The organism is Candidatus Regiella endosymbiont of Tuberolachnus salignus (assembly GCF_964020115.1).
Classification (GTDB): domain Bacteria; phylum Pseudomonadota; class Gammaproteobacteria; order Enterobacterales; family Enterobacteriaceae; genus Regiella; species Regiella insecticola.
Map to the genome: position 1 here is coordinate 194,990 of NZ_OZ026542.1, position 20,066 is coordinate 215,055.

Consider the following 20,066-nt stretch of genomic DNA (forward strand, 5'->3'; position numbering starts at 1 on the left):
AGGGGTATATACTCTTTACCTTTGAAGCTGCCGGTTATTAGCTGCGGGTGTTCGCCGAATCACGTGGTATATCTACGCTCATCGGTCTCACGCCCTGGCCGCCTAGCGGTAGCTTCAAAGACGAAGGGTATATAATAATTATAGGAAACTGACTCATTTGTTAGCAGACAAGTTAATCAGTACAATGAATGGTTTATCTGATAGCAATAGCATTTGTCTTGCTTTAGTAAGATGCATCGAGTAAACGGTTTTCTATTGTTTGTTTTGAGAATTATGGAATCATGATGAATTTTGCAAATAGCGATGTTATAAAAGCAATTAAAGAATACAAATATTCTCCCACTGCTCAAAAAAAGAAAAAATTAGATATAGCCTATGGTGTTGATGAAAAATTACTTTTTGCTAGTGGTATTTCTATCACTTCTATTCTTTTAAACAATGATAATCGCTCTTTTTCCTTTCATGTATTTACAGACTTTTTAGATTTAGTAAACGAGACTAAATTTCAACAGTTAGCAGAAAATCGATGTGCCGATATAACCCTTTATTTGATTGATTGTAAGAAGCTCAAAAATTTACCAAACAATGAAAGATTTAATTACTCTTCCTACATCAGATTGATAATAGCAGAGCAGCTTTGCGGCTCAAAAGATAAGGTACTCTATCTTGATGCTGATATTTTCTGTAACAATTCAATTGAAGATCTTAATAATATAGAGCTCAGCCATAACGCATGCGGGGTTGTTAAAGACGCATTAGGCAAAAGTGCAAGAGCAAAATTATCAATGCGGCTTGATACTCCAGGCATTGAACAACAGTATTTCAATTCCGGCTTTCTGTTACTGAATTTGGTCTACTGGAGAGCTCATGACATCACTCATCAAGCACTTGCCCTTTTGAGTAGCAAGAAGTATGAAGGAAAACTCGTTTACTTTGATCAGGATATTCTTAATGTTTTATTCTTCGGTAAAACAATAAACATTAACGCCCGATATAATACATTTTGCGATTTAGACCATAAAGGGAAAACGAGGACGTTACAAGATTTGAATGATTCCGCTCTTGTCCATTACATTGGTAGTACCAAACCTTGGCATTCGTGGGCTAATTACCCTTCCTGCGAGATATTCAAAAAAGCGAAAGAGGCATCAGAATGGAAAGACACCCCCTTCTTTCATCCGCACCGCGTGTATGAGTACAAGGCATGCGCAAAGCATAATCGATATCAAAAAGATTATATCAAGTGGATAAAGAACCGTGCAAAGTACCGTCTAAAAAAAATTAGTTTGAATGTTTTTAAATTACTTTATTAACAGTGCCATATACCCATCGCCTTTGAAGTTGCCGCTAGGCGGCCAGGGCGCCCGACCGATGAGCGTAGACAGACTACCTGATGAGGGCGAGCACCCACAGCCAACATCAAAGGCGAACGGTATAAGACCACTTAGGTGCATAAATAACAGGCATTAATATAATGAAAAAAAAAATACAATGGCTAATGGTGACGATAATATCACTGGGACTGGTCGGTTGTGGTTTCAAAGGATCACTCTATCCGGCATCACCGGAGAAAAAAATAAAAATAACAACAGTGAATATGGATATATACCCAGAGTCCTTCAAATTGCCGCTAGACGGCCAGAGATGAGGCTGATGAGCGTAGATAGACTACCTGATTCGGCGAGTACCCGCAGCCAACAACGCGGCGACTTCAAAAACGAAGGGTATAAACTATATATATTTCTCCAATAGATAGGCAAAGGGGAGCATGAGATGCAGTTCTCCAAAATGCATGGCCTTGGCAACGATTTTATGGTTGTTGATAATGTCACTCAGAATGTTTATTTTTCGCCTGAACTGATTCGTCGATTGGCAAATAGACATACGGGTGTTGGTTTTGATCAAATGTTGGTGGTAGAACCCCCTTATGATCCTGAATTAGATTTTCACTACCGTATTTTCAATGCCGATGGCAGCGAAGTCTTTCAATGTGGCAATGGCGCACGTTGCTTCGCGCGATTTTTACATCTTAAAGGATTGACCAGCAAAAAAATCATTCATATTAGTACACAAACGGGACGTATGAGCCTGGAGATAAAGGGGGATGAAAAGGTTTGTGTTAATATGGGCGAGCCCGTGTTCACCCCCAGACAAATTCCTTTTTGCGCAGCAACCACTGAAAAAACCTATATTTTACGCACTGCTGGACATACAACATTATGTGGTGTCGTGTCGATAGGTAATCCGCACTGTGTATTACAAGTAGAAGACGTAGCGATGGCGAATGTCGCATTGTTGGGACCCATGTTAGAGTACCATGAACGTTTTCCACAACGCACTAATGTTGGTTTTATGCAAATCATTGATCGTAAACATATCAATTTACGGGTACATGAACGTGGCGTCGGTGAGACCCAAGCTTGTGGCAGTGGCGCTTGCGCGGCGGTAGCCATTGGTATCGAGCAACAGCTACTGAATGAAAATGTTGATGTAAAACTACCAGGGGGAGAGTTATCCATTCAGTGGAAAGGCCGAGGTCATCCATTATATATGACAGGGTCAGCAGTCCATATTTACGACGGATATATTCATTTATAACGAGTCTGAATCTATGAACACTTATAAGGAACAGGTAATCAGTAACACCAAATTAAATGATGATGAGGTGAGGCAATATTTACTAAAAAATCCTGATTTTTTTATGCGTAACGCTGATTTGGTTAAACAAATGCGCCTCCCTCAAGCCATGCAAGGGAGCATTTCTTTAGTCGAATGGCAATTACACCGCCAGCGCCGCCAAATTAGCCAGTTGCAGGAAGAGATCACCTTGCTAATGGAGTACGCCGGTTTGAATGAAATGCTGTGCAAGCGCTTCTTCCAACTACAAGCAAATTTGGCGCTCGCGAGTACACTGCCTGAAATGCTAAAGCGTTTACAATGTTGGGCGAAGACATTCGGCTTGCTAGGCACCCAGGTGCGGCTATTTAGTGATCGTTGGCAGATTGAGAAATTCCCCGGCCTATCTCATTTGGCGATGTTGCGTTCAGATTTTGAGCCTCTACGCCGACAATATTTGGCGGAAAAACAACATTTTCTTGGTAGCTTAAGTGAGAGCGAGTTACGTTTGTTATTGCCAAAATTTGACAGGGTAGGTTCCGTTGCCCTCTCTTTGCTAGGTAAAAAAGGAGACCTTGGTGTGATCATATTTAGCAGTTCAGATGGTCTGCATTATCAGCAAGGAATGGGTACCATGATACTCCATCAAGTCGCCACATTTTTACCAGGGTTGTTAGCACGCTGGATTAAACGCAAATGACAGCGGATTTATCGCCCCTACAGCATCAAGTTGATGCTTTTTTACGTTATTTAAAAGTAGAACGTCAACTGAGTTCACTCACGATAACCAGCTATCACCGTCAACTGATGATGTTAATCGATATTGCTAAATCGATGGGGATATGTGACTGGAAAAACTTAGATGCTGCTCAGGTTCGGGCATTATTAGTACGCAGTAAACGTGGTGGCTTAAAAAGCACTAGTTTAGCCGTGCGTTTTTCCGCTTTACGTAGTTTTCTTGATTACCTAATAAAACAAGACATAATACAGGCCAATCCTGCCAAAGGCGTTACCACCTCCGTTACAGGTCGTCATCTGCCAAAAAATATCGATGTTGATGAAGTTAATCAATTACTCAACATTGATCTGGATGATCCTTTAGCTATTCGTGATAGGGCGATGCTTGAAGTTATGTACGGGGCGGGTCTACGACTGGCTGAATTAATTGGTATGGATTGCCGACATATTGATTTGACCTCCGGTGAAGTTAGGGTATTAGGCAAGGGCAATAAAGAACGTAAACTCCCAATGGGAAAGACAGCGGTCACTTGGTTACAAAACTGGTTGGCTTTGCGTGATGTTTTTATGCCGCAGGATGATGCCGTTTTTTTATCCAATAGCGGTAAACGTATTTCACCCCGTAATGTGCAAAAACGTTTTGCCGAGTGGGGAATCAAACAGGGTGTCAATAATCACATTAATCCACATAAATTACGTCATTCTTTTGCTACTCATATGTTAGAATCTTGCGGCGATTTGCGTGCTGTGCAAGAACTACTTGGCCATGCCAACCTATCTACCACTCAAATTTACACGCATCTTGATTTTCAACATTTAGCCACTGTATACGATGCTTCGCATCCTCGCGCCAAAAGAGATAAAACATAAAGCGAGCACAAGATATATACCCAATGAATTTCGAGTTACGGCAAGGCAGCCAGGGGGGAGACCGATGAGCGTAGATAGATTACGTGATTCGGCGAGCACCTGCAGCCAACAACGCGGCAGCTTCAAAGGCAAAGGGTATATTTCGAACAGATTCTTAAAAAGAGTACTTATAAATATGTCTAATTTGCTCGACGGGTTGAACGAAAAACAGCGAGAAGCGGTTGCTACGCGCTATAAACATTTGTTAGTACTCGCGGGAGCGGGCAGCGGTAAAACCCGTGTATTGGTGCATCGCATCGCTTGGTTATTATCACAGGAAGATATCTCCCCTTTTTCTATTATTGCCGTCACTTTCACTAATAAATCGGCGGCAGAGATGCGGCACCGCATTGAAAACCTAGGGAGAGCTCATAAAGGAATGTGGGTCGGTACTTTTCATGGTCTAGCCCACCGTTTATTACGCATTCACCATTTAGAGGCTAATCTGCCACAAGATTTCCAAGTACTCGACAGTGATGATCAACTGCGATTAGTCAGACGTATTATAAAATCACTTGATTTAGATGAAAAAAAATGGTCACCACGTCAAGCCATAAGCTATATCAATGGCAAAAAAGATATGATGTTACGTCCAGAAAATATTGAAAATTACGGCAACCCGGTGGAAAACATTTGGCTACGTATTTACCAAACTTACCACGACGCTTGTCATCGAGCTGGCTTGGTCGATTTTGCCGAATTATTATTGCGTGCTCATGAGTTATGGCTAAATAACCCCTGTATTTTGCAGCATTATCGTCAACGTTTTAGCCATATTTTGGTGGATGAATTCCAAGATACGAATAAAATTCAGTACGCCTGGATCCGCTTATTAGCAGAAGATCAGGCTACTGTGATGATAGTCGGGGATGATGATCAATCCATTTATGGTTGGCGTGGCGCCCAGGTAGAAAATATTCAACTGTTTTTAAATGACTTCACCGGCGCAGAAACCCTTCGTTTGGAACAAAATTATCGTTCAACACACCACATTCTTACCGCTGCTAATAGCTTAATTGCCCATAATACTAAGCGGATGGGAAAAAACCTATGGACAAAAAGTGCAACAGGCGAAGCGATTAGCCTCTATTCAGCCATTAATGAATTAGATGAAGCGCGCTTTGTCGTGAGTAAAATCAAAACCTGGCAGAGCCAAGGAGGCTTGTTAAAAGATTGTGCCGTTTTGTATCGAAGCAATGCGCAATCAAGAGTATTGGAAGATGCGCTATTGCAAGCCAGGGTGCTCTATCGTATTTATGGCGGGCAACGGTTTTTTGAGCGCCAAGAAATAAAAGACGCGCTGGCGTATCTGCGTTTAATTGCCAACCGTCATGATGATGTTGCATTCGAACGGGTCGTCAACACCCCCCCACGTGGGATTGGTGATCGTACTTTAGAAACAATACGCCAGTACGCGCGTGATCAGCAATTAACATTGTGGCAAACCACCCTCATTGTATTACAAAATCAAATACTGTCGAATCGTGCCGCTGCTTCATTGCAGCGTTTTATTGAACTAGTGGAGGCATTAGCCAACGAAACAGCGGATATGCCGTTACAAAGTCAAACTGAGCGAGTGATACGTGATTCTGGTTTATGGACAATGTATCAAGAAGAAAAAGGTGAAAAAGGTCAGGCAAGAATCGAAAATCTTGAAGAGCTGATCACGGCAACGCAGCAATATCATCATGAAGATAAAACTATGTTACCTTTATCCGCATTTCTCTCTTATGCCGCATTAGAGGCAGGTGAAAGACAGGCGGATGGTGATCAAGACGCCGTACAATTGATGACGCTTCATTCCGCTAAAGGATTAGAATTTTTGCAAGTGTTTATTGTTGGCATGGAAGAAGGCATGTTCCCTAGCCAAATGGCGTTGAATGAAAACGGGCGTTTGGAAGAAGAGCGACGGCTGGCTTATGTCGGTGTAACACGTGCGATGCAAAAACTGACATTAAGCTATGCTGAAAGTCGTCGTCTGTATGGTAAAGAGGTTAACCATCCCCCCTCTCGTTTTATTGGCGAACTGCCGCTGGAATGTATCGAAGAGGTAAGGTCACGCGCGAGTGTTTCTCGTCCGGTTAACCACCGTTTTATTGGTACGCCACTGTATAAAAATGACAGTGGTTTTACTGTGGGTCAAGCGGTACGCCATCCTAAATTTGGAAACGGTAAGGTGGTTAATTTAGAAGGCAGTGGAGAACATAGCCGAGTACAGGTTGCATTTTCAAACGAGGGGACTAAGTGGCTGATCGTCGCTTATGCAAGGCTAGAAACCCAATGAATTTCTAGTTACGGCAAGGCGGCCAGGGGCGTGAGACCCGATGAGAGTGGACATACCATGAGGGCTCGCAGCCAACGCCGCCGTAACTTGAAAGGCGAAGGATAGAAACGCTGTAATTGTCAGGGAGTTGGTAGTACATGTTAAGTGCATTTAAATTGGACAACAATCGATTATCCCGTTTGGAATTGGAAGAATCGGATAATTTGACTGGCGCATTGTGGGTCGATTTGGTGGCACCAGAAAAGACAGAACGTGAACGTGTGCAAGTTGAATTAGACCAAAATTTGGTCACTCGACTCGAATTGGGTGATATAGAAGCTTCTGCTCGTTTCTTTGAAGATGAAGACGGTTTGCACATTCATTCATTTTTTTACTATAAAGATGCAGAAGACCATGCTGGTAATGCAACAGTAGCGTTCACCATCCGCAATGGTCGTCTCTATACGTTACGTGAACGTGAATTACCGGCTTTTCGCCTTTACCGCATGCGAGCTCGCACGCAAATATTAGTCGATGGTAACGCCTATGAGCTGCTGTTAGATTTATTTGAGACTAAAATTGAACAGCTGGCCGATGAAATAGAAAATATTTACACTGATTTAGAAAAGTTAAGCAGGGTGATCATGGAAGGTCAACAAGGAGATAAATATGACGCGGCGCTATCCATTTTAGCTGAACAGGAAGATATCGGTTGGAAAGTACGGCTTTGCTTAATGGATACCCAACGCGCGTTAAATTTTTTACTACGCAAAGCACGTTTGCCTGCAAGCCAACTTGAGCAGGCGCGCGAAATACAGCGTGATATTGAGTCTTTGTTGCCACATAACGAATCACTCTTCCAAAAAGTCAATTTCTTAATGCAAGCCGCGATGGGTTTTATCAATATTGAACAAAACCGTATTATCAAAATATTTTCGGTAGTTTCAGTGATCTTCCTCCCCCCTACATTAGTAGCATCAAGTTACGGTATGAACTTTCAGTTTATGCCGGAACTGAACTGGTCGTTTGGCTATCCTGGTGCCATTACTTTAATGATTATCGCAGGTCTAGCACCTTACCTTTATTTTAAACGTAAAAATTGGTTATAACTGATAGGCTATACGTGATTCGGGAGAACACCCGCAACCAACAACGCAGTGGCTTCAAAGGCGAAGGGTATAAAGCCTGTTCGAAATTTTCTTTAGCAAGCATAAGAGATTTAGCATAGGCTCCCAGAGCCTATGCCGAATAAAAATAATAGTAAGAGTTAATAAGATAATTAATTGCTGATTTATTAATCTTTATATAAAAAACAAAATAATAAAAAATAGCTTTTTTATCATGATATTGACTTGCTTTTTTCTAACACAACCTCCCGACTTTTCGCGATATTTCATAAAATACCCCCACAAATAAACTGAAAGCTGACTGGCGATACCTTGACAAGGTTTTAAAACCCTCCGTAAACTCTTTAGTGGGGATTTGTGGGATAAAGTGGTAAATAAGACCACAAGGTGATGCACTATGTTCCGTGGAGCAACGTTGATTAATCTCGACAGTAAAGGACGGCTTGCCGTACCAACCCGGTATCGGGATTTACTTAATGAGGAATCGCAAGGCCAGATGATCTGTACTATCGACTTACATCAAGCCTGTTTACTGCTTTATCCACTCACTGAATGGGAAATTATTGAGCATAAATTGTCCCGTTTATCAAGTATCAACCCATTTGAGCGCCGTATTCAGCGCCTATTATTGGGGCACGCCAGTGAATGCCAAATGGATGGCGCCGGCCGATTATTAATCGCCAGCACATTGCGTCAACATAGCAAACTGACAAAAGAGATCATCTTAGTCGGTCAGTTCAATAAATTTGAACTTTGGAATGAACAACTTTGGTATCAGCAAGTTAAAAACGATATTGCAGCAGAACAATCCGCACAGGAGCCGCTATCTGAGCGGTTACAAGACTTATCTTTATAGTGTGGTAATAAATAGCATGTTAATAAAATGTAAGCATGAAAGCGTATTGCTAGAGCAAGCGGTGCATTGCCTCAACCTCCGTGATGACGGCATTTATGTCGACGGTACTTTTGGTCGTGGGGGGCATTCTCGTCTGATTCTCTCTCGACTCGGACAAAAAGGGCATTTGATTGCTATTGATCGTGATCCACAAGCAGTTGAAGTGGCTAAATCCATTACCGATCCACGTTTTTCCATTATCCATGGACCCTTTTCTGAATTAGCGCGTTATGCCCAGGAAGGTGATCTTATCGGGCGAATCGATGGTGTGTTGTTCGATTTAGGCGTCTCATCACCGCAATTAGATAATCCACAACGCGGATTTTCTTTTATGCGCGATGGTCCGCTTGATATGCGTATGGATCCTTCGCGGGGTTTGTCTGCAGCACAATGGTTAATGAAAGCCTCCGCGGATGAAATTGCTTGGGTGCTGAAAACCTTCGGTGAGGAGCGCTTTGCCAAACGCCTCGCTCGCGCCATCGTTGAACGCAATCAGCAACAGCCCATGAGTCGCACTAAAGAATTAGCGGATTTGATTGTGAATATCCTGCCGATGCGGGAAAAACATAAACATCCCGCAACCCGTAGTTTTCAAGCTATTCGTATCTATATTAACAGCGAACTGGAAGAAATTACGCGGGCATTGGAAGCATCACTCAGTGTCTTAGCGCCAAAAGGGCGTATTTCAGTGATCAGTTTCCATTCGCTTGAAGATCGCATTGTCAAAAATTTTATCCGTCAACAGAGTCGTGGGTCACAAATTCCAGCCGGTATGCCACTGACTGAAACACAATTGCGCCTGATGGGCAGCGCTAATCTAAAAACGATGGGAAAAATGATGCCATCAGCAGAAGAAGTGGCAGAAAATCCTAGAGCACGTAGCGCCGTGCTGCGTTTTGCGGAAAGGATAGCACTATGATTAGCTGCCAAAAATACAGTTTAATCCAGCTAATAGGGACAGATTTAATCCGTAATGCCAAGATACCATTGATATTACTATTTACGATATTGGTATCTGCAATCTTAGTGGTAACGACGACTTACCAGACTCGTTTATTGACGGCAAAGCGTGAACTGCTCATCTTGGAGCGAAATGCGTTAGACATCGAATGGCGTAATTTGATTTTAGAAGAAAAAGTACTGAGTGCTCATCACCGAATTGCCACTATCGCCCGTAAAAAATTAAAAATGCAATATGTTGATCCAGAAAAAGAAAAAATTGTTATTGATCAATCATTGATCCATCAATATGGAAATAAATATACCCCATGAATTTCGAGTTACGGCAAGGCCGCAATCAAGCGAATCCCAGGAGTATACGTAGTACATGACAGAGGACGAGTGATCGCTACCAACGCCGCCGTAACTTGAAAAGCGAAGGGTAGGAAGTCATCGCCCCTCACTGACCAAGGTCAAGGCAACCTAATGAAAACAGCTAAAACAATCAACAAATTGAAACATCGAAAGCCACAAACCAGCTTTGTTAGCTGGCGTTTCGCTTTACTTTGTAGCTGTATTTTATTGGTGATGATCGGATTAATGATCCGTACAGCATACCTACAAGTGATCAATCCGGAACAGTTGGTACGTGAAGGCGACATGCGTTCGCTGCGCGTGCAGTCCGTCCCCACTGCCCGCGGCATGATCAGCGACAGATCAGGACGTCCATTGGCGGTGAGTGTACCTGTTAATGCCATTTGGGTCGATCCTAAAGCATTACTTGACGCAGGGGGACTCACTTCAGATCCACGTTGGAAAGCACTCTCTGACGCATTGGACATCCCTTTTGATCACTTAGTTAAACGTATCAATGCTAATCCTGAAGGACGTTTTATTTATTTAGCGCGTCAGGTCAATCCGGCTATCAGTGATTATATTCAAAAATTAAAATTACCCGGTATCCATTTACGAGAAGAATCACGCCGCTATTACCCTGCCGGTCAAGTGATGGCACATATTATTGGCGTGACGAATATTGATGGCCAAGGTATTGAAGGAATAGAAAAAAGTTTTAACGATTGGCTTACCGGCCGTCCTGGCGAGCGTACGGTACGTAAAGATCGTTATGGGCGGGTGATAGAAGACATCTCTTCGATTGAAAGCCAGGCAGCCCATAATTTGACCTTGAGTGTAGATGAACGTTTACAAGCGTTAGTCTATCGTGAACTCAATAATGCAGTGGCCTTTAACAAAGCAGGATCGGGCTCTGCCGTTTTGGTTGATGTGAATACAGGTGAAGTTTTAGCCATGGCCAATAGCCCTTCTTACAATCCGAATAATTTAACCCATACCACTCAAGCCGCGATGCGTAACCGGGCAATAACAGATAGTTTTGAGCCCGGTTCAACCGTGAAACCAATGGTGGTGATGGCCGCCTTACAGAATGGGGTGGTAGAAGAAGACAGCGTATTAAATACCCTGCCGTATTACATTAATGGCCATGAAATTAAAGATGTGGGGCGTTATACCGAGCTATCGATAACAGGGATCTTACAAAAATCGAGCAACGTGGGGGTTTCTCGCATGGCATTAGCGATGCCTGCGGCATCATTAGTCGATACTTACTCTCTTTTTGGTTTTGGTAAAGCCACCGAATTAGGATTGGTGGGCGAAAGTAGTGGTCTATATCCTAGTAAAAGAAAACGTTGGTCAGATTTAGAAAAGGCTACTTTTTCTTACGGCTATGGACTGATGGTAACACCACTACAATTAGCCAGAATCTACGCCACCATCGGCAGCATGGGGATTTATCGTCCACTGTCGATTATTAAGGTCAATGCCCCTGTGATAGGTAAACGTATTTTCCCTGAAAAATTAGTTCGCAGCGTGGTACATATGATGGAAAGCGTCGCTTTACCCGGTGGGGGTGGCACAAAAGCGGCGATTAGTGGTTATCGGCTAGCGATTAAAACCGGGACGGCAAAAAAAGTGGGTTCTGACGGAAAATATATGAAAAAGTACATTGCTTTTACCGCTGGCGTTGCTCCAGCTAGCAATCCTCGTTTCGCGTTGGTAGTGGTGATTGATGATCCACAGGCAGGAAAATATTACGGGGGAGCGGTTTCTGCTCCGGTATTTGGCGCCATCATGGGAGGGGTATTACGTACCATGAACATTGAGCCTGATGCCCTGCCCACGGTGAATGAAAGCCAATTGGTCGTGAATAGAAAAGAGGTATTAGGTGGCAGATCGTAACTTACGCGATTTACTGGCTCCTTATTTATTGGATCCTTGCAAGCAAGATATTCCGTCACTCCCATTGAGTGAAATGGTTTTAGATAGCCGCCTTGTCGCTAAGGGGGATTTATTTATCGCGCTTGTTGGTCACCAAACGGATGGACGTCATTATATTTCACAAGCTATAGCGCAAGGCGCTGCCGCGGTTATTGCCGAGGCTCAAGGCCAATCAACCCCTTCTATACCCACACAACAACGCGGCGGCTTCAAAGGCGAAGGGTATATCACGACAATACAGGGGGTGCCGATAGTCTACCTCAATCATTTAAATCAATATCTGTCTAAACTCGCTGGACAATTTTATCATCAGCCCGGGGCTCGATTAAAACTGGTTGGCGTCACGGGTACCAACGGCAAAACCACGCTCACACAATTATTAGCACAATGGAGCCAAGCGTTAGGCAATGTTAGTGCAGTCATGGGAACCCTGGGTAATGGTTTATTACAACAATCGCTGATAGCCACAGAAAACACCACAGGCTCAGCCATTGATGTTCAAAAAACACTTAACCATTTTGTCATACAAGGCGCGAATTTTGCGGCGATGGAGGTGTCTTCTCACGGTTTAGTACAACATCGGGTCACGGCATTACCCTTTGCTGCTGCGGTGTTTACCAATTTAAGTCGCGATCATCTCGATTATCATGGCGATATGGCTCGCTATGAGGCGGCAAAATGGCAGTTATTTTCTACTCATCATGCCAAAGAAAAAATTATTAATGCCGATGATCAGGTCGGTCGTCGTTGGCTACACCAATTACCTCATGCAGTAGCCGTGAGCATGGAAGGGAAGATCCCTGCCGATTGGAAAGGTCGTTGGCTGGAAGCCAAAAATATCAATTATCACGTCCAGGGTGTCACACTCAGGTTTGATTCAAGCTGGGGTGAGGGGCGTTTGGTGAGCCGTTTGTTAGGGGCATTTAATGTTAGTAATTTATTAATGGCTTTAGCGACGCTATTAGCATTGGATTACCCATTAAAAAAACTCGTGGCGACGGTATCACAGTTGCAGGCCGTTTGTGGGCGAATGGAAGTATTTAATGCGTTAGATAGACCAACAGTGATAGTGGATTATGCACATACTCCCGATGCGTTAGAAAAAGCATTAGCCGCCGCGCGTTTACATTGCAAAGGTCAATTATGGTGTGTGTTTGGCTGTGGTGGTGATCGAGACAAAGGCAAACGCGCCCTGATGGGTGGCATTGCTGAGCAATGGGCGGATCATCTGGTAGTGACCGATGATAACCCTCGCACTGAGGATCCTGGTGCGATTGTCGCGGATATTCTGAGCGGTTTGGTCGAGATAAGGCATGCTGTGGTGATACATAATCGAGCTGAGGCTATTAACAGCGTTGTGATGCAAGCAAAAGAGCAGGATGTAGTGGTAGTGGCAGGAAAAGGGCATGAAGATTACCAATTAGTGGGAAATCGGCGGCTAACTTGCTCTGACCGCCATATTGTCGCACAACTCTTAGGAGCCATAGCATGATCCCTCTTTCTTTGCGGCAATTAGCCCAGGTGCTTAATGCAGAATTGATAGGCATTGAACACGCAAGTGATCACGCCCTGGTAACCCAGGTGGTCATTGATAGTCGAAAGTTAAGCACAGGTTGTCTCTTTGTTGCTTTAAAAGGAGCACGTTTTGATGGGCATGACTTTGCCGAAGAGGCGATTACCGCCGGCGCTATGGCATTGTTGGTTAATAAAATTGCAATGAATAAACAGCAAGTTGATCCCTCTTTATACCCTTCGCCTTTGAAGTTGCCTTTCGGCTGCCAGGGCGACCGACCGATGAGCGTAGATAACTATGTGATTCGGCGAGCACCCGCAGCCAACAACGCGACGGCTTCAAAGGCAAAGGGTATATCATTAAAAAGCGTTCCCTTACCGATCCCTCAGCTCGTGGTGCAAGATACTCGCCTCGCATTGGGACAACTCGCCTCTTGGCTGCGTCAACAAGTATCGGCTCGTGTGGTCGCGGTAACCGGCTCTTCCGGCAAAACCTCAGTAAAAGAAATGACGGCAGCCATTTTACGTCAATGCAAAACGCCGACGAAAAAAAATAGCCATGTGCTTTATACCTCAGGTAATCAAAATAATGATATCGGAGTGCCATTGACGTTATTGCGTTTAACCGCTGAACATGATTTTGCAGTGATTGAACTGGGGGCTAATCATTTGGGTGAGATTGCCTACAGCGCCGGTTTATCGCGTCCTGAAAGTGTATTAGTGAATAATTTAGCGGCAGCACATCTGGAAGGGTTTGGCTCTTTGGCTGCAGTGGCTCAGGCAAAAGGTGAGATATTTTCTGTCCTCCCGCCACAGGGTTACGCCATTATTAATGCAGACAGTCACGACTGGCCACATTGGCAGGGGATGTTATCTCAGCAACGTATTTGGCGTTTTGCATTCAATGCCGGTGACGGCATTGATTTTTTTGCCAGTGATATCAAGGTTGATTCTCAAACAACACGCTTCATTTTACATTCGCCGTTGGGTTCAGTGGAAATTTCATTGTCGTTGCTCGGTCGACATAACGTGGCCAATGCATTGGCCGCCGCGGCCTTAGCCATGTCAGTCGGGGCAGATTTGGAGGCAATAGCTAAAGGATTAGCGCAATCCCATGCAACTCCTGGACGATTATTCCCTATTCTATTAGCAGAGGGAAAATTATTACTCGATGACAGCTATAACGCCAATGTGGGCTCTATGATAGCAGCAGCACAGCTATTGGCAGAGATGCCAGGTTACCGCGTTATGGCGGTGGGTGACATGGGGGAATTAGGCGAAACCGCGGCAGATTGTCATCGTCAAGTGGGCTCTGCTGCGAGGCAAGCAGGGATCGATAAAGTGTTGAGTGTGGGTACGCTCAGTCAGCAACTCAGTAGCGCAAGTGGTAATGGTGAGCATTTTCATGATCAGGAGGCGTTAACATCTCGTTTAAAACAGTTGTTACAGGCGCACCCGATTATCACCCTATTAATTAAAGGTTCACGCAGTAGCGGCATGGAAAATGTCGTACAAGCGCTACAGGAGAAAGCATCATGTTAGTTTTGCTCGCTGAATATTTAGTGAAATTTTATTCTGGTTTTAATGTTTTTTCTTATTTAACCTTTCGCGCCATTGTGAGTCTGTTAACCGCGTTTTTTATTTCTTTGTGGATGGGACCCTATCTGATTGTGTGGTTACAGAAGCTACAGCTTGGCCAAGTGGTACGCGATGATGGGCCAGAATCACACTTGACCAAGAGTGGCACCCCAACGATGGGAGGCGTGATGATTTTGTTCTCCATCATTATTGCTATTTTAATGTGGGCTTATCCCTCTAATCCTTATGTCTGGTGTGTGTTGTTTATTTTGGTCAGTTACGGCGTGATAGGGTTTGTTGATGATTATCGTAAAGTGGTGCGCAAAAATGCTAAAGGTTTAATTGCTCGTTGGAAGTATTTTTGGCAATCCGCTATCGCGCTCGTTGCTGCTTTTACCATGTATAGTATGGCGCATGGGATGCCAGCCACTCAATTAGTGGTGCCCTTTTTTAAAGATATTATGCCGCAATTAGGTTTGCTCTATATTCTGTTAGCGTATTTTGTCATCGTTGGCACCAGTAATGCCGTTAACCTGACCGATGGGCTCGATGGACTAGCGATTGTGCCGACCGTATTGGTCGCCGCCGGTTTCTCATTGATTGCCTGGGCTACTGGCAATGTAAATTTTGCCCATTATTTGCATATCCCTCATCTGCGCTATGCAGGTGAGTTAGTGATTGTTTGTACCGCTATCGTGGGTGCAGGCCTAGGCTTTTTATGGTTTAACACTTATCCCGCTCAAGTGTTTATGGGGGATGTTGGTTCGCTGGCGCTGGGGGGGGCATTGGGTACCATCGCAGTGTTGCTGCGTCAGGAATTTTTATTGGTCATTATGGGCGGTGTATTTGTGGTTGAAACTTTATCCGTGATCTTACAGGTCGGATCTTTTAAATTGCGCGGCCAGCGGATTTTTCGCATGGCGCCGATTCATCATCATTATGAACTTAAAGGGTGGCCAGAACCCCGGGTCATTGTGCGTTTTTGGATTATTTCGTTGATGCTAGTCTTGATTGGCCTGGCCACACTGAAGGTACGGTAATTATGATCGACTATCGCGGCAAAAAAGTGGTCATTATTGGGTTAGGATTAACCGGAATCTCCTGTGTCGAATTTTTTATGGCAAAAGGGGTTACACCTAAAGTGATGGATACTCGCATTAATCCACCCAATGTAGATCAACTTCCTGCTGTATTAGAGTGTCACTTTGGTTCACTCAATCAAAAATGGTTGTTAGAGGCTGATTTAATTGTGGCTAGCCCCGGTGTGGCGCTGGCCGATCCCCTGCTAAATCAAGCAGTGGAAGCTGGAGTAGAGGTGATCGGGGATATCGAATTATTTTGCCGTGAAAATCAGGTTCCGATTGTGGCGATTACCGGCTCTAATGGAAAAAGTACTGTCACCACACTACTGGGTGAGATGGCGCGCAATGCGGGTTGGCAAGTAGGGGTTGGCGGTAATATTGGCATTCCAGCTTTAACGTTATTAAAGCAAAAATATCAATTAATCGTACTGGAATTATCCAGTTTTCAATTAGAAACCACCTACAGTTTGCAGGCACAGGTGGCAACCATTCTTAACATTAGTGAAGATCACAGTGATCGTTATCCTCTGGGACTCGAGCAGTACCAAGCAGCCAAATTACGTATTTATGAAAATGCACACACCTGTGTTGTCAATGTTGATGACGCACTGACCAAACCAAAACAAGATACCAACGCGCATTATATACCCACAGTCCTTCAAGTTGCCGCTAGGCGGCCAGGGCGTGAGACCGATGAGCGTAGACAGCTACGTGATTCGGCGAACGCCCGCAGCCAACAACGCGGCAGCTTCGAAGGCGAAGGGTATAGTAGCTTTGGTGTGGATGTTGGCGACTATCACCTGCATAAACAACAAAATACCGTTTGGTTACAAGCGCATGGTGAGAAAGTGTTAGAAACAAGCAAAATGAAACTCTGTGGGCGTCATAATCATATCAATGCCTTGGCTGCATTAGCCTTGGCCGATGCGGCAGGTATCCCGCGCTCATCTAGCCTGGCTGTATTAACCACCTACTCTGGACTCGCTCACCGCTTCCAATCAGTATTTAAAAATAAGGGCATAAGTTGGATTAACGATTCCAAAGCCACTAATGTCGGCAGTACCAAAGCGGCGCTCGAGGGTTTAACAATCGAAGGAACCTTGTACCTGCTGTTGGGAGGTGACGGCAAATCAGCTGATTTTTCACCTCTGCTTCCCTTTTTACAAGGTGAACATATTCGTATCTACTGTTTTGGCCGTGATGGCCAAAAATTGGCGCAATTACGACCTGAAATTTCGCAATGTACCGATACTTTACAGCAAGCAATGAGACTGCTCGCGCCGCAATTAGTCACTGGAGATCTGGTCTTACTCTCTCCCGCCTGTGCGAGCTTAGATCAGTTTCGTAATTATGAACAACGGGGTAACGAATTTGCCTATTTAGCAAAGGAGTTAGGCTGATGTATTTATCGAGATTACTAAAAAAATTACCACATTGGCGGATGCGTTCGCCAGAAAACGCCTCCGCCAATGAGATTGTAATATACCCACAGCCCTTGAAGTTGTCGCTAGGCGGCCAGGGCGTGAGACCGATGAGCGTAGACAGACTACGTGATTCGGCGAGCGCACCCGCAGCCAACAACGCGGCAGCTTCAAAGGCGAAGGGTATAAACGACGATTTTAGTAATCCAAGACTGTATGACAGAACCCTAGTATGGCTGACTTTTGCTTTGGCAATGATAGGTTTAATCATGGTGACATCAGCATCAATGCCGATCGGGCAACAACTTGCGGGTGATCCTTTTCTATTTGCCAAACGCGATGCACTTTATCTTATGTTGGCACTGTGCAGTTCGCTGGTGACTTTACGCATTCCGATGGCGATCTGGCAGAGGTATAGTCATGTTCTTTTGCTTATTTCTATTCTGCTACTGCTAGTGGTATTGATAGCAGGCAGTTCTGTCAATGGCGCATCACGTTGGATCATTTTTGGTCCCTTGCGTATTCAACCCTCCGAGCTCTCTAAGTTAGCGCTATTTTGTTACCTCTCGAGTTATTTGGTACGTAAAACATCAGAAATACGCAGTAATTTTTGGGGATTTTGTAAACCGATGGGGGTGATGATAGCCCTCGCCGTATTGCTGCTCGCTCAACCTGATTTAGGCACGGTGGTGGTGTTGTTTATCACCACACTGGCCATGTTGTTTTTAGTCGGGGCAAAGTTATGGCAATTTTTGGCGATTATTGGTTGCGGGATCTTTGCCGTTTGTCTGCTGGTGATTGCCGAACCTTATCGCCTCACTCGGGTGACATCGTTTTGGGATCCTTGGGCTGACCGTTTCGGCACTGGCTACCAGTTAACCCAGTCATTAATGGCATTTGGCCGAGGTGAGCTTTGGGGGCAAGGCTTGGGGAATTCAATACAAAAAATGGATTATTTACCCGAAGCGCACACTGATTTTATTTTTTCTATTTTAGCTGAAGAACTTGGTTATTGCGGTGTAGCCCTCACGTTGTTGATGGTATTCTTCGTCGCTTTGCGTGCTATGTCCATTGGACGGCGTGCATTAAAGGCAGAACAACAATTTTCTGGTTTTTTAGCCTGCTCTGTGGGGATCTGGTTTAGTTTTCAAACCTTAATTAATGTCGGCGCGGCGGCAGGAATACTCCCAACCAAAGGCTTGACTTTGCCCTTAATTAGCTATGGTGGTTCAAGCTTACTGGTTATGTTTACCGCAATTGTATTGTTGCTACGTATCGATTTTGAAACACGTTTGGCAAAAGCACAGGCGTTTATTAGGCATATGAAATAGTCTTATACCCACAGCCCTTGAAGTTGCCTTCGGCTGCCAGGGAGTGAGACCGATGAGCGTAGACATACCATGAGGGCGAGGGCTCGCAGCCAACAACACGGCGGCTTCAAAGGCGAAGGGTATAGAGCCTAATTAAGAGGATTCCTATGAATAGTGAAACGAAACGTTTAATGATCATGGCTGGCGGTACAGGGGGGCATGTTTTCCCTGGCTTAGCAGTGGCTCACTATCTAATAGCACAAGGCTGGCAAGTGCGTTGGTTGGGGACAGCAGACAGAATGGAAGCAGATTTGGTGCCTCAACATGGCATTGAAATAGATTTTATCCGAATTTCAGGCTTACGTGGCAAAGGTTTACGAGCCAAGCTGTTAGCGCCAATACGTATATATCGGGCGATATGCCAAGCAAAAAATATTATGCGTGACTACCAACCGCATGTGGTTCTAGGAATGGGCGGATATGTCTCAGGTCCTGGTGGTTTGGCCGCCCGCTGGTGTGGTGTCCCTTTGGTGGTGCATGAACAAAACGGGATTGCCGGTTTAACTAATCGCGTACTCGCTAAAATTGCAAAAAAAGTATTACAGGCTTTCCCCGGGGCATTACCCCATGCTGAGGTGGTAGGTAATCCTATTAGAATGGATGTACTCACGTTACCTCCCCCTAAAGAAAGACTGGCAGGGCGTCAAGGGGCGATACGGGTGTTAGTGATAGGGGGAAGCCAAGGTGCTCAAATATTAAATCAAATCTTACCTGAGGTCGCAGCACAGCTTGGCGATAAAGTGACCGTATGGCATCAAGTGGGGCGAGGGGCACTGACCGGCGTTTTACAAATTTATCAACAGCTAGGCCAAGATCATCAGCATAAAATTACTGAATTTATTGATGATATGGCCGCTGCTTATGCTTGGGCCGATGTGGTGGTGTGCCGCAGTGGTGCCTTGACCATCAGTGAAATCGCAGCGGTTGGATTGCCGGCGATCTTCATTCCGTTTCAACATAAAGATCGTCAGCAGTATTGGAATGCCGTACCGCTAGAAAAGGTAGGCGCCGCCAAAATTATTGAGCAACCGCGATTAACTGCACAAAGGTTAAGCAATCTGCTAGCGAGTTGGGATCGAGCAACATTAATGGTAATGGCCGATAAAGCGAGAACGATGGCGATCTTGGATGCAACGGAACGGGTTGCGGCGGCGATAATAACAGCCGGTAAATAACGATATACCCTTCGCCTTTCAAGTTACGGCGGCGTTGGCAACGATCACTCATCCTCTGTCATGTACCATTGTACACTCCTGGGATTCGCTTGATTGCCGCCTTGCCGTAACTCGAAATTCATTGGGTATAGTTACAACGACAATTT

The 20,066-nt window shown here is 44.6% G+C and carries 17 protein-coding genes and 1 pseudogene; all 18 read left to right on the forward strand.

Annotation, left to right across the window (positions count from 1 at the left end):
- Positions 1 to 281: 281 nt before the first annotated feature.
- The 18 genes and pseudogenes from AACL30_RS00970 to murG all read left to right on the forward strand — a co-directional run bounded on the left by AACL30_RS00970 (position 282) and on the right by murG (position 19,920).
- The gene (locus AACL30_RS00970; RefSeq protein ID WP_339057502.1) at positions 282 to 1,313 is read left to right on the forward strand and encodes a glycosyltransferase; all 1,032 of its coding nucleotides are present in this window, start codon (positions 282 to 284) and stop codon (positions 1,311 to 1,313) included.
- 161 nt (positions 1,314 to 1,474) lie between these two features.
- Positions 1,475 to 1,648, forward strand: a complete 174-nt coding sequence (lptM, locus tag AACL30_RS00975) for an LPS translocon maturation chaperone LptM (protein WP_339057503.1) — start codon at positions 1,475 to 1,477, stop codon at positions 1,646 to 1,648.
- A 125-nt stretch (positions 1,649 to 1,773) separates the two neighbouring features.
- Complete coding sequence (gene dapF / locus AACL30_RS00980; RefSeq protein ID WP_339057504.1) at positions 1,774 to 2,598, forward strand: diaminopimelate epimerase; 825 nt, start codon at positions 1,774 to 1,776, stop codon at positions 2,596 to 2,598.
- Positions 2,599 to 2,611: 13 nt separating this feature from the next.
- Positions 2,612 to 3,316 carry a DUF484 family protein gene (locus AACL30_RS00985; RefSeq protein ID WP_339057505.1) on the forward strand — a complete coding sequence of 235 codons (705 nt, stop codon included), beginning with the start codon at positions 2,612 to 2,614 and terminating at the stop codon, positions 3,314 to 3,316.
- Entirely contained in the window at positions 3,313 to 4,224 is a 912-nt protein-coding gene (xerC, locus tag AACL30_RS00990) for a tyrosine recombinase XerC (RefSeq protein ID WP_339057506.1), read from the forward strand. Before AACL30_RS00985 ends, xerC begins: the two co-directional genes overlap by 4 nt.
- A gap of 169 nt (positions 4,225 to 4,393) precedes the next feature.
- A complete protein-coding gene (gene uvrD, locus AACL30_RS00995; protein ID WP_339058370.1) occupies positions 4,394 to 6,547 on the forward strand; it encodes a DNA helicase II in 2,154 nt (717 codons plus the stop codon).
- Between the two features lie 137 nt (positions 6,548 to 6,684).
- The gene (corA, locus tag AACL30_RS01000; RefSeq protein ID WP_339057507.1) at positions 6,685 to 7,635 is read left to right on the forward strand and encodes a magnesium/cobalt transporter CorA; all 951 of its coding nucleotides are present in this window, start codon (positions 6,685 to 6,687) and stop codon (positions 7,633 to 7,635) included.
- A gap of 415 nt (positions 7,636 to 8,050) precedes the next feature.
- On the forward strand, positions 8,051 to 8,509 hold the full coding sequence (mraZ, locus tag AACL30_RS01005; RefSeq protein WP_339057508.1) for a division/cell wall cluster transcriptional repressor MraZ: 459 nt from the start codon (positions 8,051 to 8,053) through the stop codon (positions 8,507 to 8,509).
- Positions 8,510 to 8,525: 16 nt separating this feature from the next.
- Positions 8,526 to 9,467: a 16S rRNA (cytosine(1402)-N(4))-methyltransferase RsmH gene (gene rsmH / locus AACL30_RS01010; RefSeq protein WP_339057509.1), complete on the forward strand. Its 942-nt coding sequence runs from the start codon at positions 8,526 to 8,528 to the stop codon at positions 9,465 to 9,467.
- On the forward strand, positions 9,464 to 9,820 hold the full coding sequence (gene ftsL / locus AACL30_RS01015; RefSeq protein WP_339057510.1) for a cell division protein FtsL: 357 nt from the start codon (positions 9,464 to 9,466) through the stop codon (positions 9,818 to 9,820). The genes rsmH and ftsL overlap by 4 nt, the downstream gene beginning before the upstream one ends.
- Before the next feature lie 153 nt (positions 9,821 to 9,973).
- The gene (gene ftsI, locus AACL30_RS01020) at positions 9,974 to 11,743 is read left to right on the forward strand and encodes a peptidoglycan glycosyltransferase FtsI (protein WP_339057511.1); all 1,770 of its coding nucleotides are present in this window, start codon (positions 9,974 to 9,976) and stop codon (positions 11,741 to 11,743) included.
- A complete protein-coding gene (gene murE / locus AACL30_RS01025; protein ID WP_339057512.1) occupies positions 11,730 to 13,274 on the forward strand; it encodes a UDP-N-acetylmuramoyl-L-alanyl-D-glutamate--2,6-diaminopimelate ligase in 1,545 nt (514 codons plus the stop codon). The genes ftsI and murE overlap by 14 nt, the downstream gene beginning before the upstream one ends.
- Positions 13,271 to 13,486, forward strand: a pseudogene (locus AACL30_RS01030) (Mur ligase domain-containing protein); the annotation flags it as partial. The gene murE and the pseudogene AACL30_RS01030, both read left to right, overlap by 4 nt.
- 90 nt (positions 13,487 to 13,576) lie before the next feature.
- Positions 13,577 to 14,836, forward strand: coding sequence for a UDP-N-acetylmuramoyl-tripeptide--D-alanyl-D-alanine ligase (gene murF, locus AACL30_RS01035; RefSeq protein ID WP_422389586.1), 1,260 nt, complete (start codon positions 13,577 to 13,579; stop codon positions 14,834 to 14,836).
- Positions 14,830 to 15,912, forward strand: coding sequence for a phospho-N-acetylmuramoyl-pentapeptide-transferase (gene mraY, locus AACL30_RS01040; RefSeq protein WP_339057513.1), 1,083 nt, complete (start codon positions 14,830 to 14,832; stop codon positions 15,910 to 15,912). The genes murF and mraY overlap by 7 nt, the downstream gene beginning before the upstream one ends.
- 2 nt (positions 15,913 to 15,914) lie before the next feature.
- Positions 15,915 to 17,354: a UDP-N-acetylmuramoyl-L-alanine--D-glutamate ligase gene (gene murD / locus AACL30_RS01045; protein WP_339057514.1), complete on the forward strand. Its 1,440-nt coding sequence runs from the start codon at positions 15,915 to 15,917 to the stop codon at positions 17,352 to 17,354.
- Entirely contained in the window at positions 17,354 to 18,706 is a 1,353-nt protein-coding gene (gene ftsW / locus AACL30_RS01050) for a cell division protein FtsW (RefSeq protein ID WP_339057515.1), read from the forward strand. The genes murD and ftsW overlap by 1 nt, the downstream gene beginning before the upstream one ends.
- A gap of 146 nt (positions 18,707 to 18,852) precedes the next feature.
- A complete protein-coding gene (gene murG, locus AACL30_RS01055) occupies positions 18,853 to 19,920 on the forward strand; it encodes an undecaprenyldiphospho-muramoylpentapeptide beta-N-acetylglucosaminyltransferase (RefSeq protein ID WP_339057516.1) in 1,068 nt (355 codons plus the stop codon).
- Positions 19,921 to 20,066: the final 146 nt, after the last annotated feature.

What these genes read in the sequence shown, in the direction of transcription:
- mraY (WP_339057513.1), top strand. Translation starts at nt 14,830, where the DNA reads ATGTTAGTTTTGCTCGCTGAATATTTAGTGAAATTTTATTCTGGTTTT.
- murD (WP_339057514.1), top strand. Translation starts at nt 15,915, where the DNA reads ATGATCGACTATCGCGGCAAAAAAGTGGTCATTATTGGGTTAGGATTA.
- mraZ (WP_339057508.1), top strand. Translation starts at nt 8,051, where the DNA reads ATGTTCCGTGGAGCAACGTTGATTAATCTCGACAGTAAAGGACGGCTT.
- ftsW (WP_339057515.1), top strand. Translation starts at nt 17,354, where the DNA reads ATGTATTTATCGAGATTACTAAAAAAATTACCACATTGGCGGATGCGT.
- murG (WP_339057516.1), top strand. Translation starts at nt 18,853, where the DNA reads ATGAATAGTGAAACGAAACGTTTAATGATCATGGCTGGCGGTACAGGG.
- xerC (WP_339057506.1), top strand. Translation starts at nt 3,313, where the DNA reads ATGACAGCGGATTTATCGCCCCTACAGCATCAAGTTGATGCTTTTTTA.
- dapF (WP_339057504.1), top strand. Translation starts at nt 1,774, where the DNA reads ATGCAGTTCTCCAAAATGCATGGCCTTGGCAACGATTTTATGGTTGTT.
- AACL30_RS00985 (WP_339057505.1), top strand. Translation starts at nt 2,612, where the DNA reads ATGAACACTTATAAGGAACAGGTAATCAGTAACACCAAATTAAATGAT.
- lptM (WP_339057503.1), top strand. Translation starts at nt 1,475, where the DNA reads ATGAAAAAAAAAATACAATGGCTAATGGTGACGATAATATCACTGGGA.
- ftsL (WP_339057510.1), top strand. Translation starts at nt 9,464, where the DNA reads ATGATTAGCTGCCAAAAATACAGTTTAATCCAGCTAATAGGGACAGAT.
- ftsI (WP_339057511.1), top strand. Translation starts at nt 9,974, where the DNA reads ATGAAAACAGCTAAAACAATCAACAAATTGAAACATCGAAAGCCACAA.
- corA (WP_339057507.1), top strand. Translation starts at nt 6,685, where the DNA reads ATGTTAAGTGCATTTAAATTGGACAACAATCGATTATCCCGTTTGGAA.
- murF (WP_422389586.1), top strand. Translation starts at nt 13,577, where the DNA reads ATGAGCGTAGATAACTATGTGATTCGGCGAGCACCCGCAGCCAACAAC.
- rsmH (WP_339057509.1), top strand. Translation starts at nt 8,526, where the DNA reads ATGTTAATAAAATGTAAGCATGAAAGCGTATTGCTAGAGCAAGCGGTG.
- AACL30_RS00970 (WP_339057502.1), top strand. Translation starts at nt 282, where the DNA reads ATGATGAATTTTGCAAATAGCGATGTTATAAAAGCAATTAAAGAATAC.